This is a genomic window from Sinorhizobium glycinis (genome assembly GCF_001651865.1).
GTDB classification, from domain to species: Bacteria; Pseudomonadota; Alphaproteobacteria; order Rhizobiales; family Rhizobiaceae; genus Sinorhizobium; species Sinorhizobium glycinis.
Window position 1 is genome coordinate 43,965 of record NZ_LPUX01000047.1, and the last position, 24,375, is coordinate 68,339.

Below are 24,375 nucleotides of genomic sequence, written 5' to 3' on the forward strand. Positions count from 1 at the left end.
CAAGCGACGGCGGGCACCGCGGCCTATACTCCTTTGGGGTTAGCCGGCAGCTGCACGGCACCGCAATTGTTGCAATCGTCCAGAAAATGCTCCAATGAACCCCGGGCTCAGCGGAGTGCGAGCCCACGCAAGGACGCAGTTTTGGCAGAGGCAGGTTTGGGCATGAAGGTCGTCATTCTCGCCGGCGGATACGGCACCCGCATCTCCGAGGAAAGCCACCTGAGACCCAAGCCGATGATCGAGATCGGCGGGCGCCCGATCCTCTGGCACATCATGAAGATATACAGCCACTACGGCTTTTCCGATTTCGTGATCTGCCTCGGATACCGCGGCTACATGATCAAGGAGTATTTCTCCAACTACATCCTGCATTTGTCCGACGTCACCTTCGACATGGCGACGGGCGAGACGATCTATCACTCGAGCAAGGCCGAACCCTGGCGGGTAACCCTCGTGGACACCGGGCCGGAGTCCATGACCGGCGGCCGCCTGAAGCGTGTCGGCAGCTATCTCGGCGACACCTTCTGCCTTACCTATGGTGACGGGGTCGCCGACATCGACATCCGCGCGCTCACTGATTTCCACCTCCGGCACGGCCGCGAGGCGACGGTCACCAGCGTCGTGCCGCCGGGACGCTACGGCGCGCTGGCGATCGAGTCCGGCAAGGTGAACAGCTTCACCGAAAAGCCGGCCGGCGACAACGGCCGCATCAATGGCGGCTTCTTCGTGCTGAACCGTTCCGTGCTCGACCGCATCGACGGCGACCACGTCGCTTTCGAAAACGCGCCGCTGGAAGGGTTGGCGCGCGACGGACAGCTGATGGCCTTTCCCCATGACGGCTTCTGGCGGCCGATGGATACGCTGCGCGACAAGAACCAGCTCGAGGAGCTCTGGCAGCAGAACCGCGCGCCCTGGAAGATCTGGCCATGAACCGCCTGCCCGATCCGAATTTCTGGGGAGGAAAACGCGTCCTCCTGACCGGCCACACGGGTTTCAAGGGCAGCTGGGCCGGCCTGTGGCTGACGAAGATGGGCGCTGAAGTTACGGGCTACGCCCTGCCCCCCGCTTCCGACCCATCGCTCCATGCGCTTCTGCATGGGGACGGCCTGCCGGACGGGCAGTTCGGCGACGTCCGCGACGGAGGGGCGCTGGCCGCTGCCACGCGGAAAAGCGAGCCGGAGATCATTCTGCACATGGCGGCCCAGCCGCTGGTGCGCGAGAGCTATGCAACGCCCGCCGAAACCTTCGACGTCAACGTCATGGGGACGATCCGGCTGCTGGAGGCCGCACGCGCGGTACCTTCGGTGAAGGCCGTTCTCGTCGTGACCACCGACAAGGTCTATCGCAACGACGAGAGCGGCCGGCATTTCCAGGAGAGCGACACGCTCGGCGGGCACGACCCCTATTCCGGCTCCAAGGCTGCCTGCGAGCTCGCCGTGGCGACCTGGCGCAGCGCCTATTTCAACGAGGGCGGCATCCGCGTCGCCACGGCCCGCGGCGGCAATGTGATCGGCGGCGGCGACTTTTCCGCCGACCGGCTCGTCCCGGACATCGTCCGCGCCGCCCTTTCCGGCGCCAGGCTCAATATCCGCAGCCCGCTCGCGACGCGCCCGTGGCAGCACGTCCTTGACTGTCTGAACGGCTATTTCCTCTTCGCCGAAGCACTCTATAACGGCGCAAGCGAGGTCGATGCCCTGAACTTCGGCCCGTCGCCCGCCGAACCGCAGGTCCCCGTGCGCGACGTGGCGAACGCCATCCAGGCGGCAATGGGGCTCGAGCCCGAATGGGACGATGTCTCGTCGGTGAAGCAGCCGCGCGAGATGCAGACGCTCGGCCTCGACCCGTCGCTTGCCGCCGAGCGCCTTGGCTGGCGCGCCCGGTTCACCCAGCAGCAGGCAATCGACTGGACCGCGCGCTGGTACGATGGCTGGCGCCAAGGTAAGCCGCCGCTCGAACTCACGCTTGATCAAATCGACGCATTCACGAAAGGCCGCTGATGTCTCACTCCTGCCGCTTCTGCTCGAGCCCGCTCGAAACCGTCGTCGCCGACCTCGGCGCAACGCCCTGGTCGAACTCCTTTCTCGAGCCGACCGAGGCAGCGATTGCGCGGGAAAAGGCCTTTCCGCTGAAGGTGATGGTCTGTTCTGAATGCCTGCTGGTGCAGACCACCGAGACGGTGCCTGCCGACGAAATCTTCAACGCCGACTATCACTATCTCTCTTCCTTCTCGACGAGCTGGCTGGACCACTCCCGGCGCTATGCCGAAAGGATGACCGAACGCTTCGGCCTTGACGGCACATCGCGGGTCGTCGAGGTCGCCTCGAATGACGGCTACCTGCTGCAATATTTCGCCGCCAACGGGATTCCCGTGCTCGGCGTCGAGCCGGCCAGCAATGCCGCGAAGATCGCCGAAAGCCGCAACGTGCCGACCCACGTCGCCTTCTTCGACCGCGACACGGCGAATGAGCTGGTCGGCCGCGGCATCCGCGCCGACCTGACGGCCGCCAACAATGTGCTTGCCCATGTGCCGGATATTGCCGACTTCGTCAGCGGCTTTGCACTCCTTCTAAAAGCCGACGGCGTCGCGACATTCGAGTTCCCGCACCTTCTGCGGCTGATCGAGGGCATCCAGTTCGATACGATCTATCACGAACACTATTCCTATCTCTCGCTCGTCGCCGTCGAACGGATCTTCGAGGCCTGCGGGCTGAAGGTCTTCGACGTCGAGGAACTGCCGACCCATGGCGGCTCGTTGCGCGTCTTCGCCCAGCCGCTGACCGGCACTCGGGCAGCAACCGAGGGGCTCGCCAAGGTCAGGGCCGATGAGGCCAAAGCGCAGCTCACCGAAATGGCGACCTATGTTGCCTTCGGCGAACGGATCGCCTCCGTTTGTGAGGGCTTCCGCGCTTTCCTGCGGAAGGCCAGGAGCGAAGGCAAGCGGGTGGCGGCCTATGGCGCGGCGGCGAAGGGCAATACGTTCCTCAATGTCTGCGGAGTGACCTCGGCCGATATCGACTTCATCGTCGACCGCAACGACCTGAAACAGGGCAAGCTCTCGCCGGGCAGCCATATCCCGATCCACGAACCGGCCAAGCTCGAAGCGGCAAAACCCGACTTCGTGGTCATCCTGCCCTGGAACCTGACCGACGAGATCGTCGATACGCATGCCTATATTCGCGCCTGGGGCGGCCGCTTCGTCGTCGCGATCCCGGAAGTGCGGGTGATTTGAGCGCGGCTATCGGGCTTTGATTGGCTGGAGCGTCGAGGGATGAAAGCATCGCTGCGGCGACCAGCGAATTCGGAGCGGAATAACGTCTTCGGCCTGCCGAGTGTAGCACCCCCTCTGCCCTGCCGGGCATCTCCCCCACAAGGGGGGAGATAGGGGAGGCGCCGCCTCGCTCCATGGCGACGCCCTACAGCGAGGCCCGCGTCGCCGGACAGGGGAAATGGGAAGCTCGCATCTTGCCGATCTCCCTCCTTGTGGGGGAGATGCCCGGCAGGGCAGAGGGGGGTGTCGACACCGCTTCCCGGTTTCCGTTTGAGCCTAAAACACGCGGCTGTAGGCGCCGTTCAAAGCCTCTTCAGAAAGCCGTCCGGCGCAACCGTGACCATCAGCTTGTTCTGAACCGACCTGTCGATCTCGAATTCCGGATGGGATTCCAGATATTCATGCACCGCGGTCTTCGGGTTGTCGCCGACATCCCAGGGGCGGTCTTCGAAGAAGCCGGCCGGCAGGTCTTCGACCAGCGTGTCGAAGACCACGCAATAGCAGCCGGACGTCACCAAAGGCGCATAGGCTTCCAGTTCGGCAAGCACATGCGCGTGGGTGTGCATGGAATCGAGGCAGACCATGACGCGCTTGTAGCCCGCCGATGCCTCGCGGACCTGCTTCACGATCTCGGGATCGATGGCCGAGCCCTGGAACATCTCAATGCGGCTTGCCATCGGGTGGCTTTCGATCGCTGCCCGGTTGTGGGCACGAATATCGATGTCGATGCCGATCACCTTGCGCTTGGATTGGCTGGGGTCGAACGAAACGCCCGCTTCGATCGCGTCGCACATGTCGAGCATGGCGAGCAGCGAGGCACTCAGGATCAGCGAGCCGCCATGGGCGATGCCGGTTTCGATGACCAGGTCGGGACGTGTCGCCCAGATCAGTTCCTGCATCGCCATGATATCCTGCGGATATTGGATGATCGGGCGGCCGAGCCAGTCGAAATTATAGACGTAGCGCTTCGCCATCGAGGCTTCTCGCCACTGATCGGAGAGCGCCTGGAAGTCGCCGTCGCGGCCATAGGCGTCGATCGAGGCCGCCCGTTCGGAGCGGAAGTGTTCGATAGGGTCCATGTCGGGTCCTGTCTTCATGTGGAAGGCCGCGGATCGAGATTGAAACCCGATCCGCTCATGCCCAGGATTTCAGAGATGCGCTCTAGCACAGGTGTGGCGGCAAAGGCGAACTCGTCTTTCACCCTGTCGACCGAAATCGGCGCGAGAGAGACCGTCGGGGCAGGGTCATTCACGCCCACCGAGCATTGCGCCCGCGACTGAATTGCCGCGCACCAGTCCGCGTGGCTGGTCTGCCTGCCGCTCGCCACGTTGTAGACCGAATGCCGGCCCTGCTCTGCGATCCTGAGCAGCAGATCGACGGCGTCATCGATCCAGATATAGTCCTTGGCTGACTGGAGCGCCGTCTGAAGCTGGATATGCCCCGCCTTCGCCTCCCGGCACAGCGCCCCGAGGAACGTATCCGCCTCTGCCTCGTCGGGTCCGACGACGTTGGACAGGCGGGCCACCCTCACGTTTTCGCGTCCAGAGGCCAGGCAGATCGCCTCCCCCGTCAACTTGGAGAGATTATAGAGGTCCGAGGGATTGAGCGGCGACGCCGACAGATTGGCAGTCTCGCGCGTGTCCTGACCGTTGGCATAGACCCTGGTCGACGAAAGATAGAGGAAGGAGGAAAACGCGTTCTGGCGCAGGATATCGGCCGCGAGCGAAACGTGAGCCTCGATCGTGTCGAACGGCCGGGTACGAAAGTCGGCGGTGAGGCCGATGGCGTAGATGACATGGCCGAGGTCCCGACCGGCGAGCGGCAGGTCGGCCCGGGCGGGCACATGGACGACCTGCCCGAGTTCCCGCAGGCGGCGAACCAGGTTGCGTCCAATGAAGCCGGAGCCGCCGAGAACCGTGTACATCACGACCTCTCGCCGAGCCGCCGCAGCGGATTGCCGCCGCAGATCGTGTAGGCATCGACGTCGCCGCGCACGATCGAGCCTGCGGCGATGACACAACCTTTCCGAAGGATGGCGCCATCGAGGATCACCGAATTCGCCCCGATCCAGACGTCCTCCTCTATGACGATGCCGCCGCGGCTTGGCTGGAAGCCCTGTTCGCGGATCAGATCCTTGTCCTTGAAGGCGTGATTGACCGGAGCAAAGGTGCAGTTGGCGGCGATCAGGACATTGTCGGCGATGCGAATGCCGTTGCCGGTATAGAAGACGCAGCCGCTGTTGACATAGCAGAAGCGGCCGATCTCGAGGTCGCCCGAGCCGCCGGCCGGCTTGACCTTGACGAAACTGTCGATGACGGAGGCTTCGCCAACAACGATCCGGCTGCCGCGAACGGAATCCTCGATGTCTGAGAGCGGGCTGATCCTCGCTGTCGGGTGCAGGTCGATCATGGGGGCTCCAATGTCGTTCGGCCCTCTTTTCCAGTTAGCGCTTGCCGCGTCAACGCTGGATCGTGCATGAAGCGGCTCGGGAATTGCTATCCTCGAGGAAAGTCATGTCGCGCTTCAATCGCCTCTCCACGCCGCTTCCGGGCCTGATCGTCATCGAGCGTAAGCAGGTTGGCGACGGGCGCGGCTTCTTCTCCCGCTTCTTCTGCCGCGACGAATTGGGCGATTTCGGAGGTGACGGCTCCATCGCGCAGATCAACCACACCTTGACGCGCATCAAGGGAGCGATCCGCGGCATGCACTTCCAGGGGCCGCCGCATGATGAAACAAAGTTCGTCTCGTGCCTGTCGGGCGCCGTTTTCGACGTAGCTGTCGACATCAGGCCGGACTCGCCCACCTATCTCCAGTGGCACGGCGAAATCCTGAGCGCCGAGAACGCCCGCTCTATGATGATCCCCGGCGGCTTCGCGCATGGCTTCCAGACGCTGACAGAGGAATGCGAACTTATCTACCTACACGACAAACCTTACGCTCCAGGCGCGGAAGGCGGGCTCAACCCGCTGGATCCCCGCCTCGCCATCAAGTGGCCGCTCGAAGTAGCGCAGATGTCGGAGCGCGATCGCAATTTTAATTTGCTTTAACGGAAAGCGGTGTCGATACCCCCCTCTGCCCTGCCGGGCATCTCCCCCACAAGGGTGGAGATTGGCAAGCTGCTGAGCTTCCCCTTCATCTGCTCGAAACGTCAACCTCGATGCGGAAAGTAGTAGTGGTGCACAGCGGTGCTTCCCTAATCTCCCTCCTTGTGGGGGAGATGCCCGGCAGGGCAGAGGGGGGTGCCACTGCCCCGCTCTCACGCCGTCTTCCTCCGGAAGCCCTTGCTCGCAACCATCAAGTTGCGGGTGTAGTCCTCGCCGATGCGGCCCGCGACGAGGTCGGCCGACGACAGCCGCTCGACCACGCGTCCCGCCTGCATTACGGCCAGGCGGTCGCACATATGGGTGACGACGCCGAGGTCATGGCTGACCATGAGGAAGGTCAGCTTGCGGTCGCGGCGGACCTGTTCGAGGAGGTTTAGCACTTCCGCCTGCACCGAGGCATCGAGGGCGGAGGTCGGCTCGTCGAGCAGCAGGATCGACGGTTCGAGGATCAGCGCCCGGGCAATCGCGACACGCTGGCGCTGGCCGCCGGAAAGCTGATGCGGATACCGGAAGCGAAAGCCGGAGCCGAGACCCACTTCGTCGAGTGCCTTCAAAATGCGGCGCTCGCCGTCGCCGATGCCGTGGATCGCCAGCGGCTCCATCAGCTGCCGGTCGATGGTCTGGCGCGGATGCAGCGAACCATAGGGGTCCTGAAACACCATCTGGACGGCGCGATAGAACGCCTTTTCGCGCCGCGAGCCGCGAAGTTCGCGCCCCAGGACGTGGATGGCACCCTCGCTGGCCGGGGCAAGCCCGGCGATGGCCCTGAGCAGCGTTGACTTCCCCGAACCGGATTCGCCGACGAGACCGAAGGACTCGCCGGCCCCGATCTCTACGCTGGCGGTATCGAGCGCCCGGAAATCGTCATAGACGACGCTGAGGTTTTCAACGGAAACGACCCCTGTCATAGCGCCCACTCCGGCTTGCGGTCGAGGACCGGCAAGGGATGGCGATCGGCGCCGATCACCGGCATGCAGTTCAAGAGCCCCTGGGTATAGGGATGCCTGGCATTGGCGAGGTCCGAAGCGGCGATTTCCTCGACGATCCTGCCGGCATACATGACGAGCACCCGATCGCAGAAGGACGAGACGAGCCGCAGATCGTGCGAGACGAAGATCAGCCCCATGCCGCGCTCGGCAACCAGCCTGTCGAGGATCGACAGCACCTCGAGCTGCACCGTCACGTCGAGCGCCGAGGTCGGCTCGTCGGCAATCAAGAGCTCCGGGCCGGCGACCAGCATCATGGCGATCATCGCCCGCTGGCCCATGCCGCCCGAGACCTCGTGCGGGTAGAGATCGAAGACGCGGGCCGGATCGCGGATCTGCACGGCCGCCAGCATGTCGAGGGCCCGCTTGCGGGCCTCCGCACGGCCGACCTTCTCATGGCGCCACAAGGTTTCGACGATCTGCTTGCCGATGCTCATCACCGGGTTCAACGAGTATTTCGGATCCTGCAGGATCATGGCGATGCGTTTGCCGCGAAGATCGCGCCGCAGCTTTGGTGGGGCGGAAAGCAGGTCGATGCCATCGAAGGCGAGCCGCTTCGCGGTCACTTGCGCATGGGGCGGCGTCAAGCCCATGATGGCCCTGCCCGTCTGCGACTTGCCGGAACCGCTCTCGCCGACGATGCCGAGGCGTTCGCGTCCGAGGGTAAACGAAACACCGCGTACCGCCTCAACGACACCAGTGCGGGTCGGAAAGCTGACGCGGAGATCCTCGACCGTCAACAGAGCGCTCACTGGCCACTCTCCCGCGGATCGAGCGCATCGCGCAAGCCATCACCGAGCAGGTTGAAGCCGAGGCTGACGATCAGGATGGCGATGCCCGGCATGGTCGCGACCCACCATTGATCGAGGATGAAGCGACGGCCGGAGGCGATCATCGCACCCCATTCGGGCAGCGGCGGCTGCGCCCCGAGGCCGAGGAAACCGAGGCCCGCTGCCGTCAGGATGATGCCGGCCATGTCGAGGGTCACGCGCACGATCAGCGACGACATGCACATCGGCACGACGTGGCGGAAGACGATGCGCGCCGGCGACGCGCCCATCAGGCGCACGGCGGCGATATAGTCGGAATTGCGCACCGTCAGCGTCTCAGCGCGGGCGATCCGCGCATAGGGCGGCCAGGAGGTGACCGCGATGGCGATGACGGCGTTTTCGATGCCGGGACCGAGCGCCGCGACGAAGGCGAGCGCCAACACGAGCTTCGGAAAGGCGAGGAAGATATCGGTGATGCGCATCAGGATCGCGTCGAGCCAGCCGCCGGCATAGCCGGCAACGGCGCCGACGATCAGCCCCACCGGCGCCGCGATGATGGCAACCAGGACGACGACGGCGAGCGTCAGCCGGGAGCCGTGGATGAGCCGCGACAGGATGTCCCTGCCCTGGTCGTCGGTGCCGAGCAGGTATCCCTCGCTGCCGGGCGGCAGGAGCCGCGCCCCGGCGAGATTGCCGATCACCGGCGAATGCGGCGCGAGCAGATCGGCAAATGCGGCGACGAAGCATAGGCCCAGGAGAATGAGCAGGCCGACCACCGCGAGGCGGTTCGCCGAAAAGCGGCGCCAGGTCATGTAGGCGCGGCCGAGGCGCGCCTGCAGCCGCGATTGCGGCCGGTCGGAGAGCAGCCATTCGCGGCGCGTCATCGGGCGTGTTTCCGTGGCAAGGCTCATCGGGCGCGCGTCCTCGGGTCAAGCGTCCGGTAGAGAAGATCGGACAGGAGATTGATGCCGATAAATACCGAACCGATGACGATGGTGCCGCCGAGCACGGCGTTCATGTCGGCATTCTGCAGCGAATTGGTGATGTAGAGGCCGAGCCCCGGCCAGGAGAAGACCGTCTCCGTCAGCACCGAGCCCTCGAGCAATCCGGCATAGGAAAGCGCGATCACGGTGACCAGCGGCACGGCCGCGTTGCGCAGCGCATGGCCCCAGATGATCCGCGCCTCGGAAAGCCCCTTGGCGCGAGCCGCCACGATATATTCTTGCTGCAGTTCGTTCAGCATGAAGCTGCGGGTCATGCGGCTGATATAGGCGAGCGAAAAGTAGCCGAGCAGCGAGGCGGGCAGGATGATGTGACGAAAGACGTCGCGGAACACGTCCCATTGCCGCTGCCAGAGCGCGTCGACGAGGTAGAAACCGGTGATCGGCGAGAAGGTGTATTCGTAAACGATGTCGATGCGGCCGGGATAGGCGACCCATTTCAGGCGCGCGTAGAAGACGAGGAGCGCCAGGAGCGCCAGCCAGAAGATCGGCACCGAATAGCCGACGAGGCCGATGACGCGGACGATCTGGTCGGCGATGCTGCCGCGTTTGACCGCGGCAAGCACGCCGAGCGGCACGCCGATCAAGGCACCGATCAGCGTTCCGAGCGTCGCAAGCTCGATTGTCGCGGGAAAGACGCGGCGGATGTCGGTCATCACCGCATTGGTCGTCAGCACCGAAACGCCGAAGTCACCGGAGAGCGCCTGGCGGCAGTAGATGAAGAATTGCTGATACAGCGGCAGGTTGAGACCCATCGCCTCGCGCGTCCGTTCGACGACATGCGCCGGCGCCCGGTCGCCGAGAACGGCGAGCACCGGATCGATCGGGATCACCCGGCCGATGAAGAAGGTAACGGCCAGGAGACCGATATAGGTGGTCGCCACCACAACGAGAAACTGCAGCGCCGCGGCCACGGCCTTTCGGGAACGGGCGCGCCGGCGCCCGCTCAAGTATTCTGTTCCGCTCATGCTCAAGGGAACGCCCTTTCGACTATTCCTTGGAGACGTTCCAGACGTAGTTGGTGTCGAAACTCGGACCCAGCTTGAAGCCCTTCAAGTTGCCTCGAAGACCGGCGACCTCCGTCTGCTGGAAGATGATGACGAAGGGGCTGTCGTCGAGAACGCTCTTCTGCAGTTCCTTGTAGATTTCCGCACGCTTGGCGCTGTCGCGCTCCAGAAGCGCTTCCTTGGTCTTCTTGCTCAGTTCCGGAACGTCCCAGGCATTGCGCCAGGCGAGCGTCTTGTTTGTGCCCGCGTCGGAATTGTCCGGATTGTTGGTGAAGGTATCGGCGTTCGAGTGTGGATCGAAATAATCCATGCCCCACTGGCCGATATACATGTCGTGATTGCGGGCGCGGTATTTGGTAAGCGTCTGCTTGCCGTCACCCGGAATGATTTCGAGTTTCACGCCCGCCTGCCCCAGCGTCTGCTGGAAGGATTCGGCAATGCCGGTGGACGGCTGGGTATTGCGCACATCCATGGTTACGGTGAACCCGTCCGGATAGCCGGCTTTCGCCAGCAGTTCCTTCGCCTTGGCGACGTCGAACGTATAGGGGTTCTCGTTCAACGCGCCAAGAACGCCCTTCGGCAGGAAGCTCTGGTGGATCTCGCCGATTCCCTTGATCAGGGTGGCGCCGATGGCGTCATAGTCGACCAGATATTTGAACGCCTCCTGGACCTCCGGCTTGGCCAGCTTCTCGTTCTTCTCATTGAGGCTGATGTACCAGACCGTGCCCTTCGCGGCACTGGTTGTCGCCAGATCGCCATTCTTGGAAACGGCTTCGTAGTCGCCCGGCTCGAGATTGCGAGCCACATCGATATCGCCGGCTTCGAGCGCCAGCCGCTGGCCCGAGCTTTCCTTCATGTGCCGGTAGATGACCCGGGCGAGCTTCGCCGGCTCGCCATAGTAGTTGTCGTTCCGCTCCAGGGCGACGACTTCGTTCGCCCGCCACTCCCGCAACTTGAACGGCCCCGAGCCGGCATAGCCGGTCTTCAGCCATTCATTGCCGAAGTCATTATCGTACTTGTATTTGTCGTCAGGCGTCATCGGCTTGACGTGCTCGAGCACCAGCTTCTTGTCGACAACCATGGCGACGGTTGCTGTCAGGCAGTTCAACACGAAGCTTGGCGCGTAGGGTTGGTCGACGGTGAAGACGAAGGTTTGCGCGTCCGTCGCCTTGGCCTTCTCGGTGACATTGTCGCCGTTGAGCCCGAACTGGGTGAGGATGAAGGCCGGACTCTTGTCGAGCTTGACGGCGCGCTCGAAGGAATAGGCGACGTCCTCGGCGGTGATCGGATTTCCGGAGGCAAACTTCATCCCCTGCTTCAGCTTGAACGTATAGGTGAGGCCATCGTCGGAAACCGTCCAGCTTTCGGCAAGATCGCCGACGACCTTGGACGTGTCGTTGAGGTCGAGGCGGACGAGCAGACTGTAGGTATTGCTGGTCACCTCTGCGGTCGAAAGCTCGAAGGCTTCGCCCGGGTCCATGGTGATGATGTCGTCGAACGCGAAGCCCTCCACCAGCGTGTCCTTCGGCGTTTCTGCAAATACCGGTTGTGCGGCCCCCATCGCGAGCGCAAGCGCCGCGGAAGCAGTCAGAAGTCGAAAACGTCCATTGAGCTTATGCATCATTTTGCGCTTCCCTTTGTCTAGCCCTTGTCGGGCTCTTCTTCATGGGATCAGGCTGCTTCGTGCCATGCCTGTCCCAGAACTCTCAGCCAGTTCTCGCGGCATACTTTTGTCAGCTCGCGGTCACCATATCCGGCGTCCTTCAGCGCGGCAACGAGCTTCTGATTTCCCGCTGCATCGCCGATCTCCTCGGGTATCGTCGCTCCATCGAAGTCCGAGCCGAGCGCGACGCAGTCGATCCCGACACGCTCGACCATGTAGTCGACGTGACGCACCATGTCGGAAAGCGGCGTTGCCGCATTTTCCTGCCCGTCGGCGCGCAGCATGGTCGTCGCATAATTCAGCCCGACCAGGCCGCGGCTCTCGCGGATGGCGTCGAGTTGCCTGTCGGTCAGGTTGCGGGCGACCGGCGTCAGCGCATGGGCATTGGAATGGCTGGCGACGAGCGGCTGATCGGTGGTCTCCGCCACATCCCAGAAGCCCTTTTCGGTGATGTGGGCAAGATCGATCAGGATGCCGAGCCTGTTGCAGGCCCGTATGAGTTCAAACCCGGCTTCTGTGAGGCCCGGGCCCGTGTCCGGCGGCGAGGGATAGGCGAAGGGCACGCCATGGCCGAAGACATTGTGGCGGCTCCAGACCGGCCCGAGCGACCGCAGGCCGGCCGCATGGAAGGTCTCGAGCGCGGCGAGGTCGGGCCCGATCGCCTCGCAGCCTTCCATATGCAGGACGGCCGCAAAGATGCCGTCGGCCATCGCCCTGCGTATCTCGCCGGTAGAGCGGCAGAGCCGCCAGGCCCCTGCCCCGTCAAGCCTCATGGCGATGTCGGCAAGCTCGATCGCCGTCGCGAGCGACGGCAGGCGGTCGAGCGGCTCCGAGAGCGGCGTCACGTAGTGGCCGTTCCTGTCCGGTGTTCTCAAGACCAGATCACGCGATGGAATGTAGATGGCGCATAGGCCGCCAGCGAGACCGCCGGCCTTGGCGCGGGGCACGTCGATGTGACCTTTGTCGGTCCCTTCGATGAATTCGGCTACCGGGTCGCTTCCATCGCGCGCATGCTGCCAAAGGCGCAAGAGCACGTCGTTATGACCGTCGAAAACCGCCTGCATTCCAAAATTCCTTCGTTATTTCAGGGAAATCGGATGGATCATCCGCCATTGCCGCACCCGGCCGAGGACGTGGCGATGCTATTGAAAGACATCCGCCATTTCAATGAATATGCGGGTGATTTCCTGGTCGACCATTGTAGCGAAAACTTGCGTGCGCGCCGCCCTCGCACGGGGCACGCCAACGCGGGGACGATCAGAAAAACCTCAGACAGACTGTCCCGACTAACAAAAATCTGCCATTGCTTCGGTGAAGAAGGGGACGCTGTCCGATGTCGCCGGCCATGACGGCCGGTGCGGGTTGTGCTCATGAGGGGGCTCGGAGTGCCGTCGATCGCTGATGCAAGCCTGGCTGCGCGGATGAGCCGCGCCGTGCTTTGCCTGGGAGTGTTGCTCTGCCTTGCCGGCTGCGGCGGGCGCCCGGTCGGCGTCCTTGTTCCCTCCGGCTCCGCCGCGGGAGCCTCGGAAGTGGACCTCCTGGTTGCGACTACCCGCGCCCAGTCCGATGATCCGGGCGTTCTCTTCACCGGCGAACGCGCCCCGGAGCTCTCGCTGACCGAAATCGTCGTCTCGATCCCTCCGGAAAAGAATCGCAAAGTCGGGCAGGTCCAATGGCCGAAGAAACTGCCGGCCGATCCGACCCGGGATTTCTCCACCGTCAGCGTCGAGCCGCTGGAGCCCGGGCGGGAGACGCAGGCCTGGCTCAACGGGCATCTGCCGAAGAGCCGGCGCGTGCTGATTTTCGTCCACGGCTTCAACAACCGCTTCGAGGACGCCGTCTATCGCTACGCCCAGATCGTCCACGATTCCAGTGCCGATGTCGCGCCGGTCATCTTCACCTGGCCGTCGCGCGCCAGCATCTTCGACTACAACTACGACAAGGAAAGCACCAACTATTCGCGCGACGCGCTCGAAGAACTGCTGCATCGGGCCTCGAAGAACCCGTCGGTCGGCGAGATCACGCTGATGGCCCACTCCATGGGCTCGTGGCTCACCGTCGAAGCGCTCCGGCAGATGGCGATCCGCGATGGCCGCGTCGCTCCCAAGATCACCGACGTCATTCTCGCCTCGCCCGATCTCGACGTCGATGTCTTCACCAAGCAGATGCAGGCCATGGGCAAGTCGCGGCCGAAATTCACGCTCTTCGTCTCTCGCGACGACCGGGCGCTGACGGTCTCCCGGCGGATTTCCGGCAATATCGACCGGCTCGGGCAGATCGATCCATCGGTGGAACCCTATCGCAGCCAGCTCGAGAGGGCTGGCATCACCGTGCTCGACCTGACCGCACTCAAGGGCGGCGACAGGCTCAACCACGGCAAGTTCGCCGAGAGCCCCGAGGTGGTGCGGCTGCTCGGCAACCGACTGATCGCCGGACAGACCGTGACGGATTCGGATGTCGGCCTGGGCGAACGGGTGGGCGCAGTCGCCCTCGGGACTGCCCAGACCGTCGGCAGCGCCGCAAGTGTCGCCGTCTCGACGCCGATCATGATCTTCGATCCGCGCACCCGGAAAAATTACAACGCGCAGCTCCGCCGGTTCGGCCAATCGATGGAGAACACCGTCGGTTCGGCCGTTACGCCGTAAGGCCCCGAGCGCCGCTCCTGAGCAGCCTTGGCTGCCCTCAATGGAACGTCGACTTGGAGAAGAGGTTGAGGACCAGCACGCCGGCGATGATCAGTGCCAGGCCGAGGATCGCCGCCAGGTCGAGCTTCTGGCCGAACGTGATGTAGCCGACAGCGGAAATCAGCACGATGCCGAGCCCGCTCCACAGCGCGTAGGCGATCCCGACGGGAATGTAGCGCAGCGTATAGGACAGGAAGAAGAAGGCGACGGCATAGCAGACCACCATCAGCACGGTCGGCGCCAGCCGCGTGAAATGCTGCGCCGCCTGCATGGCCGAAGTGCCGAGCACTTCGAAGACGATGGCGATCACCAGAACGGTGTAGAGCATGGCGGGGTTCACGACACGTCTCCGGATAAGTTCGAGTAGATGGATAGGCTGTCGCCCGCGACTTCACTGCAATGAAAGCGTCTTGAGCTTCTGGAGCAGCACTGCCCGGGTGGATGCGTCGATGTCATGGCTCTGCAGCAGGTCGGCGAGCCAGATGCCATCGGCGGCGAACCGGGCCAGAAGGCAATCCGGCGAGCCGTCGGTCGTCGCGAACTCGGCCGATCGTCGCTCTACCCATTCCCGCCAGCGTGCCTTGAGGTGCGGCTCCGCAAGCAGCGCGATTGCCAGTACCTGCCAGCCTTGCCCTTCCTCTTCCGCATCGAGCGCAAAGCAGACGGTGAGATAGGCGCGGGTAAACCGCCCCTGCTCCACCTCGTCGCCGGCCATCGCCGCCTCGATCGCCCGGTCGAAGCGGGCGACCAGTTCGTCGAACAGGCCGTCAAGCAAGGCAAGCTTGTTGGGGAAATGATGCAGCAAGCCACCCTTGCTGACCCCTGCCGCCTGCGACACCCTCTCGAGCGTCACCGCGGCGATCCCCTGCTCGAACGACAGACGCGCGGCGACATCCAGCAATTGCTGGCGAACCCGCTCCGGCTGCTTCTTTCTCTGGTAGGCGTTCGTCATGCCTCCCTAAAGATACCGTCTGGACGGTTTTGTCAAGCCTTGACAGTCAACGCGATGAAACGCCGCAAGACACGTGCGGACATTGTGCCCGGCGCGGAGCCGCTATACGAAGTCGGACAAAGGAAACGATCATGACGGAAACGAAAACCACGACGCTCTACGAGGCGATCGGCGGCGATGCCACGGTCCGCGCCCTGACCCAGCGCTTCTACGAGCTCATGGACAGCCTGCCCGAGGCGGCCCGCTGCCGCGCCGTGCATCCGGCCGACCTCTCCGGGAGCGAGGAGAAGTTCTACGAATATCTGACCGGCTGGCTCGGCGGGCCGCCGATCTATGTGGAAAAGCGCGGTCATCCGATGCTGCGCCGGCGGCACTTCATCGCCGAAATCGGCCCGGCCGAACGCGACGAATGGCTGCTCTGCTTCACCCGCGCTCTCGAGGAAACCGTTAGCCATCCGCAACTCCGGGAAGTCATCCTCGAACCGATCACCCGGCTCGCTTTTCACATGCAGAACAAGGGATGATCATCAAATGCCGAACCGCGGAATGCGTGGCAGCGTGCTTTTCATCGCCGGGCTGATGGGCGTGTTCGGCGTCGCCGCCGCTGCGGCCGCCTCGCACGGCGCAGATCCGCGGCTGCTCGGCGGGGCGTCCGCCATGTGCCTCGCCCATGCGCCGGCACTCGTCGCGCTCCATGCCGGTTGGGCGCATTTCCGCACGGCGGCCGTCGCCGCGTTATTGCTCGCCGCGGGCACTGCCGTCTTCGCCGCAGACCTCACCATGCGCCACTTTGCCGGCCACGGCCTCTTCCCGATGTCGGCACCGCTCGGCGGCCTGACGATGATGGGCGGATGGCTCGCCGTGGCGCTCGGAGCGTTTCTGCCCCGCAAAGTTGATTAGAGACGCTCAGGCGCCCTCGACGACGGTGTAGCCTTCGAATTTCGGCGGCCCCAGATACATGGACCGATTGTCGGCGGCGTTGCGGTGGGCGGCGCGGAAGTTTTCCGATTTCGTCCAGGCGACGAAGGCGTCCCTGTTTTCCCAGGTCGATTTCGAGATGAACGGCGTGTAGCCCTCTTCCGCCACGCTCTCGCCGCGCAGCAGATGGAAGTCGATGAAGCCGGACATGTCCGCCAGGCTCGATTCACGCCCCTTCCAGACGGCCTCGAACGCCTCTTCCTGACCCAGGGCAACGTGGAAACGGTTCATGGCAACAAACATCGAGCTACCTTTCACGTGCCTTCTTTTCCGGGACCCCCGCTTCGCTGCGCGGGAACGGCAGGATAACGGCATTCGACGATGGTTCAGGCCCGAACGGTTCTCGGACCGGAAGGCGGGCCTGCCATGCCGGAAATTCCGCCACGTTGGGGTTGTCCTCGAGCAGGCGTGCGCGGCGCGTCAGCACTTCGTAGAGTTCCGGCACCAGCCCATCGCCGAGCTGCGATGCCAGCTTATGAAGACCGATCATCATCATTTGATCGGGACGTTCTTCGTTCATCATCGATACTCCGCGCGACGACCAGGGAGACCATAGCGCCTCGCTTCCTCAAAGACTCAGTTCTCGCCGCCGCTCGAGGACAGGTCCTGAAGGGCCCGCTCCAGGCTCGATTTCGAGCCATTGCGCAGCGGCACGAAGGCCTTGCCCCACTTCTTGCAGCCGGTCTTCACGCGCAGACACGCATCGTGGCTGATGCAGTCGATCGGGCAGAAGACGCAGTCGACCGAGGGAAGAACCCGGTCGATGCGCGATACCGCCTCTCGTAAACCGCCGTCATGGTGGATGAGTTCCGCACCATAGGAGCTGGCGATCTCGCGCAAGTGGGCGACCTGGCAATCGCGGCCGCCGACATAAAGGAAGCTGCGCCCCTCAAGCGTCGCCTTGCCGCCACTGGGCTGCACTCCAGAAATCTCGTCCCTTGCCTTCCCCTTGCCGCCCTTGCCTGCATTCTGGTGCCGCTTGCCGCCCATCCGTTTTCTCCGTCTTGTCGGCGGTGCGCGGACTCTCCGCTGATCGCCTCAGTATTGTGTGGCACACACCGAACGGTTGTGCGACGGCGGCAACTTATTAAACTTGATAAGCCGAGTAAAGTATAAACATGAGTTTCTAAGTCATATTAACGGGCAGACCGATAGACCTCTGCGGCAGGGTGCCTGCGGAGAGTTATCGTTTGAATTCAATCGGAACGGTGAACTGCCAGGTGTTGCGCCGGGCCTCGGCGGGGATCGCCGGGAACGGTGCGGCACGACGGACGATATCGAGCGCTGCCTGGTCGAGAATTGGCGACCCCGCGCTCCTTGCCAAACTGACGCCGGCGAGCCCGCCATCGGACGTAACGGTAAAGCTCACTTGCGCGACGCCGCGCAGCCCCTGGCGCTTGGCCTCGGCCGGATAGCGCATGGCCCTAGTCAGCTTGCCCTGCACCTTCCCCTTGTAGTTGTCGACCGCGGCATTGCCCGCTTCCCGGGCAATTGAACTCCGTCTCGCGCCAGTGGCCGCGGTCGCACTTGCATTTTCCACGCCGTCCGCCTGGCCCTTGGCCTGCGAATTCGCCTGCTCCCCGCGCTCGCCAGCCTTCTTGCGGACAACTTTCTTTTTCTTTGCTGGCTCCTTCTTCAGCTCCGGTTTCTCGACCTTCTTCTCGGTCTTTTCCGGCCTCGGCTTCTCTTCAGGAACCACGGTTTCCACAGGCGCGACAGTGGCCGTTACCGGCGCTTGGGCGACCTCGGTCACCGGCATTTCATCTGCCGGCAGGATGACATCCGCCTCCGCCGGCGCAATGTCGGATGGCTGCTCGGAGACGCTCTCAGGCGTGGCCGGCGGGATCTCATCCGCCACCGCTTCCGTCGGCTGAACCTCGCTCGGTTGTACCTCCTCGGGCGTGTCTTCAGTAGGCTCGACGACGTCCGAAAGATCGCCTGCCTGCAGCGTCTCCTCGAAGGCATTACCGAGCAGCGCAACTTCGGTCGCCGCACCGCCAGCCATCAGAAACTCGTCCTTGCTCGGCTCCAGGAGCTTTGCTCCGCCGGCATGCGTCAGCAGCGAGAGGCCTATCGCCCCGCTCCATTTCACGATGTGCTTCATCCGAGCCTGCCTTCCATCGGCACTTCAGCGAACGGGCCTCAGCCCTTGACTTCAACCGCCGATTTGGAGCCGGTCTTCAGCCCCGTCATGCAGGCACCCTTGTCGATGCCCTCGCCGATGCAGGCCGGCGCATCGTTGATCAACAGGCTCTTCACCGCCTCGCATTTCGTTCCCGGCAGATCGAACTGGCGGACCTTCGTCTTGCCGGTGGGCAGGTCGCGAAAATCGAGGACGGCCATGCGTTCGACCAGCCCCTTCTGATCGAACAGGACGAATTCGAACGAAACCTTGGAAAGCGATTGCTGCAGGCCGTTGCCGGCGACGAAGGTGAGCTTGCATCCCTTCTCCGAGGGCGAAATCTCGTTGAGCTCGATCGTCAATCCGCTGGCAACTGTTGCCTCCTGTGCCACAGCCGCCCCTGCTACCGACAGGACCATGGCTGCGGTCGAGAAAGCGAAACGGGAAAGACAGGCCATCATAACACCACCCATGCTCCGCATCCGGCCGCCTTTGTCCCAAGCGGTGGATGCGGTCAATTAACTTGACTGCAATTATCCGGTATTGCGTCCTTAAAGAAATATGAGTAATGCAGTCAAGATACTAAATGGAATGCGCGAGAGGAATGAGGAGATATCGCCTTGCTTCCGCTCTCGCGAACTGGCCGAAACGTGACACCGAACGACACCGAGACTCCCCAATCCTCGCCGGCGCCGAGCGCGACGCACCGCTCGCAGCCGATCGTGGAAAGCCACGAGCTTTTCCGCGGCGCCAGCGAGATCCTGATTTCCCATGACGGCGCGATCTACCGGATGAGGATCACCCGCCAGGGCAAGCTGATTCTGAATAAATAGCGAGACGACTGATGATCGACAGCACGCGCCCAACTCCCATCGAAATCCGCGCCTACCGAGCGGCAAACCCGAAGCTGCGCGAGCGTGACATGGCCGCCCAGCTCGGCATTTCCGAGGCGGCCCTCGTTGCTGCCGAATGCGGTCTGACGGCGAGCCGTATCGACGCCGACGCCAATCGCCTGCTGGCGCGCGCCGAGGAACTGGGCGAGGTCCTGGCGCTCACCCGCAATGACAGCGCCGTCCATGAGAAGATCGGCGTCTACGAGAACGTCAAGGCCGGCAAGGCTGCAGCCCTCGTGCTCGGATCCGAAATTGATCTGCGCGTCTTTCCATCCGCCTGGGCCCACGGTTTCGCCGTTTCGAAGACCGACGCAAATGGCGATGTCCGCCGCAGCCTGCAGTTCTTCGACAAATGGGGAAATGCGGTTCACAAGATCCACCTGCGTCCGGATTCCGATCTTGAAGCCTACAACAGGATCGTCGCGGACCTCCGCCTCGACGACCAATCGCAGGAATTCGTTGCCGAGGTCGGCGCAGCGGCGGGCGACGAGGGGACCGATGCCGCCGTCGATACCGAAGCGCTGCGCGATCACTGGATGAAACTGACCGACACCCACCAGTTCCACGGCATGCTGCGCAACCTGAAAATTGGCCGGCGCCAAGCCTTGCATGCAGTGGGTGAAGACCTGGCGTGGCAGCTCGACGCGGGTGGCATGGAGACGATGATGCGGGAAAGCGCCGTAATCGAGCTGCCCATCATGTGCTTCGTCGGCAATGCCGGCGTCATCCAGATCCACTCAGGCCCGGTCGCGAAGATCGCGACAATGGGGCCGTGGCTCAACGTCATGGACCCGACGTTCCACCTGCATTTGCGCACGGACCACATCGCCGAGCTTTGGGCGGTACGCAAACCCACTGCGGACGGGCATGTAACCTCGCTGGAGGCCCTCAACGCCAAAGGCGAAATGGTCATTCAGTTCTTCGGCAAGCGCAAGGAAGGCCTTGCCGAAAGACCGGAGTGGCGCAGCCTGGTCGAGAGCCTGCCGCGCCTCGATAGCGTCGCCGCGGCCTGAGGAGGTACGGGATGAACGGCTTCGACTTCCGCCGTCTGCGCCGCTGGGAATGGGCGCTCGCCGCCTTCGCGCTCTCGACGCCCTTCCTGCTGCCGGCGATCGCGCCTCATTCCTCTTCCCTTCTCAGCCCTGCAATGGCCGAGACCGTCGAGCAGCCTGACACCTCCCGGGTCGTTTCGATCGGCGGCGCGGTGACCGAGATCATCTATGCGCTCGGCGAGGAAAACCGGCTCGTCGGCCGCGATTCGACCAGCACCTATCCCGAGGCGGCGGCGAAGCTCCCCAATGTCGGCTATATGCGGCAACTGGCGCCTGAGGGCATAATCGCCGCCAACCCCGCGGCGATCGTGGCCATCGAAGGCAGCGGCCCGCCCGAGGCGCTCGCCGTGCTGAAGCAGGCGAAGGTTCCCTTCACAACGATCGCCGAGACCTATGACAAGGCGGGTATCCTAGCCAAGATACGTGCCGTAGGCGCTTTCCTCGGCGTGCCCGACAAAGCCGAAGCCCTTGCCAAGTCGGTCGAGCAGGAGCTGGACACCGCACTCGCCGACAGCGCTGCACGCCCGACAAGCGATCGCAAGCGCGTCCTGTTCATCCTCAGCACGCAGGGCGGCAAGATCATGGCCTCGGGCACCGGCACGGCCGCCAGCGGCATCATCGACCTTGCCGGCGCAATCAATGCCACCGGGAATTTTCCCGGCTACAAGCCTCTGACCGATGAGGCGATCGTCGAGGCGAAGCCGGACGTCATCCTGATGATGGATCGGGGCGGAAGCCATGCGATAAGCTCCGACGAACTCTTCGCCCTCCCGGCTCTGAGCCTGACGCCGGCGGCGAAAGACAAGGCGCTCATCCGCATGGACGGGTTGCACTTGCTCGGTTTCGGTCCGCGCACCGCCAGCGCGATCCGGCAACTGAACACGGCAATCTACGGAAAGAAGACCAATGCCTCGCAGTGAGGTGATGGATAGCGCGCGCGGACCAGCCCTGGCTGCAGGCATCACCAATGCGCGGCGAAAAGGCGACCGATCCGGCCTGGCGCGCGTGCTCATCGCCGCGCTCGCGGTGTTCGCCGTCGCGACCTTCGCGACCTCGGTCATGACGGGCGCCGCCGACGCTTCGCTTGCCAATGTCCTCCGCTGGCTCGTTGGCGATACGGCCGACCAGGCACTGAGCATGCGCGATCGCATCATCATCCTGGATATCCGCCTGCCGCGCGCCGTGCTCGGCATGCTGGTCGGGGCGGCACTCGCCGTTTCCGGCGTCGTGATGCAGGGACTCTTCCGCAACCCGCTGGCCGATCCCGGTTTGGTCGGTGTGTCTTCGGGCGCGAGCCTCGGTGCCGTCCTGCTGATCGTTCTCGGCAGCACCATGTTTGGGCCGGTCCTTGCGCTCTTCGGCTTCTACGCGCTGCCGCTCGGCGCCTTCTGCGGCGGCCTCGCCACGACCATGCTCCTTTATCGCATCGCGACGCGCGGGGGCCAGACCTCGGTGGCGACGATGCTGCTTGCCGGCATAGCGCTTGGCGCTCTCACCGGCGCGGTCACCGGGGTGCTCGTCTTCGTCGCCGACGACAAGCAGTTGCGCGATCTCACCTTCTGGGGCCTCGGATCCCTGGCCGGCGCCAATTGGACGAAGATCCTGGCCGCCGGGCCGATCATTCTCCTGTCGCTTTCGGTCGTCCCCTTCCTGGCGCGGGGCCTGAACGCGATCACGCTCGGCGAGGCCGCCGCCTTCCACATGGGCGTGCCCGTGCAGCGCCTCAAGAACATCGCCATTTTCAGCGTTGCCGCGGCAACCGGCGCCTCCGTGGCGGTCAGCGGCGGCATCGGCTTTGTCGGCATCGTCGTACCGCATCTCCTGCGGCTCGTCATCGGTCCGGATCACCGCTACCTTCTGCCGGCTTCGGCCTTGCTCGGCGGCACCATGCTGACCTTTGCCGACATGCTGGCCCGCACGATCGTTTCCCCCGCGGAGCTGCCGATCGGCATCATCACCGCCTTCGTCGGGGCACCGTTCTTCCTATGGGTCCTGCTCCGCGGACGCTCTAACATGGGACTCTGACTCGCATGATCCGCGCCTCCGACATCTCCGTCCGCCTCGCCGGCCGGCCCGTGCTCCACGGCGTCTCGTTCGAAGCCGCACCCGGACGGATGACGGCGATCGTCGGTCCGAACGGCTCCGGCAAGACGACGACCTTGAAGGCGATCTCCGGCGAACTTCATATTTCCCTGGGCAAGGTGACCATCAACGGTCACGATATCGGCCGGCTGAAGCCTTGGGAACTGGCTTTGAAAAGGGGCGTCCTGCCGCAATCGACGGTCATTTCTTTCCCGTTCACGGTCCGGGAGATCGTTGATCTTGGCCTTTCGACCGGTGGCGCCGATATCACCGACCGCATTGTCGACGATGCGCTCGAAGCCGTCGACCTCGCCGGCTTTTCCGGCCGCTTTTACCAGGAGCTGTCGGGCGGCGAGCAACAACGTGTCCAGCTTGCCCGCGTGCTTTGCCAGATCGCCGCACCCGTGAGCGACGGCGAGCCCCGCTATCTCCTCCTCGACGAGCCGGTGTCGAGCCTGGATATTCGCCACCAGCTGACCATCATGCGGCTGGCGCGGCAATTCTGCGAAGGAGGCGGCGGCGTCATAGCGGTGATGCACGACCTCAACCTGACGGCGATGTTTGCCGACCAGATGGTGATGATGAAAGCCGGCCGCATCCGCGCCCTCGGCGCGCCGAAGGACGTCCTCACCGACGGGACCATGGAAGCGGTCTTCGGATGCCGGATGCAGGTCGGGATCGTGCCGGCACGCGATGTCCCCTTCGTGCTGCCGCAAACGGCGTCGCTTTGACATTCGGACGCCCGCGCCCCGCGGCAACGTCAAGATTTGTCGAAACAAATTTCTCCCTCATGCGTTGATTCGAGCGCGCCAGGTCCGGTGGCGCGCCGAGAATGCGCCGGCCTTCGGCCGGCATGCAGCGAAGGTAGGGAGCGACAAGATGGCGACGGGTCTCTTTTCAGGTTCAAGCACCAGGAAGCGCAACGGCGGTGCGGTCGACGCATCGATAGAGGATCAGCTTGATGACATCCGGGAAGATATTGCGCAGCTCGTGGCATTGATCGCCGACCGCGGCGTGGCAGCCTCGCGAGAGACCAAGTCCAAGGTCCGCAGCACCCGCAAACAGGCCGAATCGGACCTGCAAGACCTGCTGGAGAGTGGTGAGCAGATGCTCTCCGATCTGCGCAGCCGTTACGCGGATACCGAACGAGAGGTTCGCCGCGCAGTGCGCGAACATCCGGTCGCCACTCTCGGCGCAGCCGCGGCGATCGGCCTCATCGCGGCAGCCCTTCTGCGGCGTTAGCTCCAGGCTCCGCCCACGGATCGACCTGCCAGCGAATGCCGGCGCCGAAGCGAGCGCGACAGATTGCAAGCGGGGGGAATTCACCTGCTTTTGGCGCGTTATGAAGGGGAGAGATTGGCATGCAATCCCTAGGGGCCGTCCTTACCGCCTTGCTTGCAGTCGATTTCGGCGCCGCGGCCTCGCGAATCAAGCGCAACGCCCTGTTATGGGTGATCGTCGGAGTGCTTCTCGTCACCGCCTATGTTTTCGCGCTCGTGGCGATTGCACTTGTGCTCGCCGAGCATTATTCGCCCATCATTGCCTCTGTGGCGATTGCCCTGGCGCTGCTGGCAGCCGCCCTGGTCCTTGTCGCCGTTATGGCGGCACGAAACGCCCGCGACCGCCGTCTCGTCGACGAACGGCGCCGCCGCTCATTGCTTCAGACGAATTTGGCGCTCGCCGCGGGCACAAGCATCCTGCGGAAGCAGCCGCTCATCGGCGTCGGTACGGCGATAGCCGTAGGCCTCCTCCTCGGTCTCGGCAGAGGGAGGCGCCGCAGCAAGCGGCGTTGATTGCTTGCTGCTTCACTCGG

At 63.8% G+C, this 24,375-nt stretch carries 31 protein-coding genes; 15 read left to right on the forward strand and 16 right to left on the reverse strand.

Annotation, left to right across the window (positions count from 1 at the left end; translation table 11 throughout):
* The first annotated feature begins 162 nt into the window (after positions 1-162).
* The 3 genes from rfbF to AU381_RS01935 are packed head-to-tail and all read left to right on the forward strand — an operon-like array spanning position 163 to position 3,229.
* Complete coding sequence (gene rfbF / locus AU381_RS01925; RefSeq protein WP_064240139.1) at positions 163-930, forward strand: glucose-1-phosphate cytidylyltransferase; 768 nt, start codon at positions 163-165, stop codon at positions 928-930.
* Positions 927-1,997: a CDP-glucose 4,6-dehydratase gene (rfbG, locus tag AU381_RS01930; protein ID WP_064240140.1), complete on the forward strand. Its 1,071-nt coding sequence runs from the start codon at positions 927-929 to the stop codon at positions 1,995-1,997. Before rfbF ends, rfbG begins: the two co-directional genes overlap by 4 nt.
* Positions 1,997-3,229, forward strand: a complete 1,233-nt coding sequence (locus tag AU381_RS01935; RefSeq protein ID WP_082909598.1) for a class I SAM-dependent methyltransferase — start codon at positions 1,997-1,999, stop codon at positions 3,227-3,229. Before rfbG ends, AU381_RS01935 begins: the two co-directional genes overlap by 1 nt.
* A gap of 341 nt (positions 3,230-3,570) precedes the next feature.
* Here the strand turns inward: AU381_RS01935 and AU381_RS01940 are convergent, their stop codons facing one another.
* From AU381_RS01940 to AU381_RS01950, 3 genes are read right to left on the reverse strand one after another with little or no spacing between them, the layout of a single operon-like run.
* A complete protein-coding gene (locus AU381_RS01940; RefSeq protein WP_064240142.1) occupies positions 3,571-4,347 on the reverse strand; it encodes a cephalosporin hydroxylase family protein in 777 nt (258 codons plus the stop codon).
* A gap of 14 nt (positions 4,348-4,361) precedes the next feature.
* Complete coding sequence (locus AU381_RS01945; protein WP_064240143.1) at positions 4,362-5,192, reverse strand: NAD-dependent epimerase/dehydratase family protein; 831 nt, start codon at positions 5,190-5,192, stop codon at positions 4,362-4,364.
* A complete protein-coding gene (locus tag AU381_RS01950) occupies positions 5,192-5,677 on the reverse strand; it encodes an acyltransferase (protein ID WP_064240144.1) in 486 nt (161 codons plus the stop codon). Before AU381_RS01950 ends, AU381_RS01945 begins: the two co-directional genes overlap by 1 nt.
* 104 nt (positions 5,678-5,781) lie before the next feature.
* Between AU381_RS01950 and AU381_RS01955 the strand changes: the two genes are divergently transcribed.
* Positions 5,782-6,315 (forward strand): dTDP-4-dehydrorhamnose 3,5-epimerase family protein, encoded by a 534-nt coding sequence (locus AU381_RS01955; RefSeq protein ID WP_064240145.1) that lies wholly within the window; start codon positions 5,782-5,784, stop codon positions 6,313-6,315.
* A 209-nt stretch (positions 6,316-6,524) separates the two neighbouring features.
* On the opposite strand, the gene AU381_RS01960 is transcribed toward AU381_RS01955, so the two are convergent.
* Genes AU381_RS01960 through AU381_RS01985 form a run of 6 tightly spaced genes read right to left on the reverse strand, consistent with a single transcriptional unit; the run spans position 6,525 to position 12,863 of the window.
* Positions 6,525-7,280: an ABC transporter ATP-binding protein gene (locus tag AU381_RS01960; RefSeq protein ID WP_064240146.1), complete on the reverse strand. Its 756-nt coding sequence runs from the start codon at positions 7,278-7,280 to the stop codon at positions 6,525-6,527.
* Positions 7,277-8,110, reverse strand: a complete 834-nt coding sequence (locus tag AU381_RS01965) for an ABC transporter ATP-binding protein (RefSeq protein ID WP_064240147.1) — start codon at positions 8,108-8,110, stop codon at positions 7,277-7,279. Before AU381_RS01965 ends, AU381_RS01960 begins: the two co-directional genes overlap by 4 nt.
* A complete protein-coding gene (locus AU381_RS01970) occupies positions 8,107-9,039 on the reverse strand; it encodes an ABC transporter permease (RefSeq protein ID WP_064240148.1) in 933 nt (310 codons plus the stop codon). Before AU381_RS01970 ends, AU381_RS01965 begins: the two co-directional genes overlap by 4 nt.
* Positions 9,036-10,097, reverse strand: a complete 1,062-nt coding sequence (locus AU381_RS01975) for an ABC transporter permease (RefSeq protein ID WP_064240149.1) — start codon at positions 10,095-10,097, stop codon at positions 9,036-9,038. Before AU381_RS01975 ends, AU381_RS01970 begins: the two co-directional genes overlap by 4 nt.
* Positions 10,098-10,119: 22 nt before the next feature.
* On the reverse strand, positions 10,120-11,760 hold the full coding sequence (locus AU381_RS01980; protein WP_064240150.1) for an ABC transporter substrate-binding protein: 1,641 nt from the start codon (positions 11,758-11,760) through the stop codon (positions 10,120-10,122).
* Positions 11,761-11,807: 47 nt separating this feature from the next.
* The gene (locus AU381_RS01985) at positions 11,808-12,863 is read right to left on the reverse strand and encodes a dipeptidase (RefSeq protein ID WP_064240151.1); all 1,056 of its coding nucleotides are present in this window, start codon (positions 12,861-12,863) and stop codon (positions 11,808-11,810) included.
* Here AU381_RS01985 and AU381_RS29445 point away from each other — a divergent pair.
* A complete protein-coding gene (locus tag AU381_RS29445) occupies positions 12,840-13,148 on the forward strand; it encodes a hypothetical protein (protein ID WP_156528524.1) in 309 nt (102 codons plus the stop codon). The two genes, AU381_RS01985 and AU381_RS29445, sit on opposite strands and share 24 nt — an antisense overlap.
* 72 nt (positions 13,149-13,220) lie before the next feature.
* The gene (locus AU381_RS01990; RefSeq protein ID WP_064240214.1) at positions 13,221-14,444 is read left to right on the forward strand and encodes an alpha/beta hydrolase; all 1,224 of its coding nucleotides are present in this window, start codon (positions 13,221-13,223) and stop codon (positions 14,442-14,444) included.
* Between the two features lie 37 nt (positions 14,445-14,481).
* Here AU381_RS01990 and AU381_RS01995 read toward each other — a convergent pair whose 3' ends face one another.
* Positions 14,482-14,811, reverse strand: a complete 330-nt coding sequence (locus tag AU381_RS01995) for an SMR family transporter (RefSeq protein WP_064240152.1) — start codon at positions 14,809-14,811, stop codon at positions 14,482-14,484.
* Positions 14,812-14,874: 63 nt separating this feature from the next.
* Entirely contained in the window at positions 14,875-15,435 is a 561-nt protein-coding gene (locus tag AU381_RS02000) for a TetR/AcrR family transcriptional regulator (protein WP_064240153.1), read from the reverse strand.
* Positions 15,436-15,566: 131 nt separating this feature from the next.
* On the opposite strand from AU381_RS02000, the gene AU381_RS02005 reads away from it, so the two are divergent.
* On the forward strand, positions 15,567-15,959 hold the full coding sequence (locus AU381_RS02005) for a globin domain-containing protein (protein WP_064240154.1): 393 nt from the start codon (positions 15,567-15,569) through the stop codon (positions 15,957-15,959).
* 7 nt (positions 15,960-15,966) lie between these two features.
* On the forward strand, positions 15,967-16,335 hold the full coding sequence (locus tag AU381_RS02010) for a DUF423 domain-containing protein (RefSeq protein ID WP_064240155.1): 369 nt from the start codon (positions 15,967-15,969) through the stop codon (positions 16,333-16,335).
* A 6-nt stretch (positions 16,336-16,341) separates the two neighbouring features.
* On the opposite strand, the gene hmuQ is transcribed toward AU381_RS02010, so the two are convergent.
* From hmuQ to AU381_RS02035, 5 genes are all read right to left on the reverse strand, one after another.
* The gene (gene hmuQ, locus AU381_RS02015) at positions 16,342-16,656 is read right to left on the reverse strand and encodes a heme-degrading protein HmuQ (RefSeq protein WP_064240156.1); all 315 of its coding nucleotides are present in this window, start codon (positions 16,654-16,656) and stop codon (positions 16,342-16,344) included.
* A 4-nt stretch (positions 16,657-16,660) separates the two neighbouring features.
* The gene (locus tag AU381_RS02020) at positions 16,661-16,933 is read right to left on the reverse strand and encodes a hypothetical protein (RefSeq protein ID WP_064240215.1); all 273 of its coding nucleotides are present in this window, start codon (positions 16,931-16,933) and stop codon (positions 16,661-16,663) included.
* 56 nt (positions 16,934-16,989) lie between these two features.
* The gene (locus tag AU381_RS02025; RefSeq protein WP_064240157.1) at positions 16,990-17,403 is read right to left on the reverse strand and encodes a DUF2325 domain-containing protein; all 414 of its coding nucleotides are present in this window, start codon (positions 17,401-17,403) and stop codon (positions 16,990-16,992) included.
* Between the two features lie 193 nt (positions 17,404-17,596).
* On the reverse strand, positions 17,597-18,517 hold the full coding sequence (locus AU381_RS02030) for an energy transducer TonB family protein (RefSeq protein WP_064240158.1): 921 nt from the start codon (positions 18,515-18,517) through the stop codon (positions 17,597-17,599).
* Positions 18,518-18,555: 38 nt separating this feature from the next.
* Complete coding sequence (locus AU381_RS02035; RefSeq protein WP_064240216.1) at positions 18,556-18,993, reverse strand: hypothetical protein; 438 nt, start codon at positions 18,991-18,993, stop codon at positions 18,556-18,558.
* A 192-nt stretch (positions 18,994-19,185) separates the two neighbouring features.
* Between AU381_RS02035 and hemP the strand changes: the two genes are divergently transcribed.
* From hemP to AU381_RS02070, 7 genes are all read left to right on the forward strand, one after another.
* Positions 19,186-19,368, forward strand: a complete 183-nt coding sequence (hemP, locus tag AU381_RS02040) for a hemin uptake protein HemP (protein ID WP_064240217.1) — start codon at positions 19,186-19,188, stop codon at positions 19,366-19,368.
* A gap of 11 nt (positions 19,369-19,379) precedes the next feature.
* On the forward strand, positions 19,380-20,441 hold the full coding sequence (locus AU381_RS02045; protein ID WP_064240159.1) for a hemin-degrading factor: 1,062 nt from the start codon (positions 19,380-19,382) through the stop codon (positions 20,439-20,441).
* Positions 20,442-20,452: 11 nt separating this feature from the next.
* Complete coding sequence (locus AU381_RS02050) at positions 20,453-21,400, forward strand: heme/hemin ABC transporter substrate-binding protein (RefSeq protein WP_064240160.1); 948 nt, start codon at positions 20,453-20,455, stop codon at positions 21,398-21,400.
* Complete coding sequence (locus tag AU381_RS02055) at positions 21,387-22,505, forward strand: FecCD family ABC transporter permease (protein ID WP_064240161.1); 1,119 nt, start codon at positions 21,387-21,389, stop codon at positions 22,503-22,505. Before AU381_RS02050 ends, AU381_RS02055 begins: the two co-directional genes overlap by 14 nt.
* Positions 22,506-22,510: 5 nt before the next feature.
* On the forward strand, positions 22,511-23,293 hold the full coding sequence (locus tag AU381_RS02060; protein WP_064240162.1) for a heme ABC transporter ATP-binding protein: 783 nt from the start codon (positions 22,511-22,513) through the stop codon (positions 23,291-23,293).
* A 148-nt stretch (positions 23,294-23,441) separates the two neighbouring features.
* Positions 23,442-23,804, forward strand: coding sequence for a DUF883 family protein (locus tag AU381_RS02065; protein ID WP_064240218.1), 363 nt, complete (start codon positions 23,442-23,444; stop codon positions 23,802-23,804).
* Between the two features lie 119 nt (positions 23,805-23,923).
* Positions 23,924-24,355, forward strand: coding sequence for a hypothetical protein (locus tag AU381_RS02070; protein ID WP_064240163.1), 432 nt, complete (start codon positions 23,924-23,926; stop codon positions 24,353-24,355).
* Positions 24,356-24,375 lie beyond the last annotated feature (20 nt).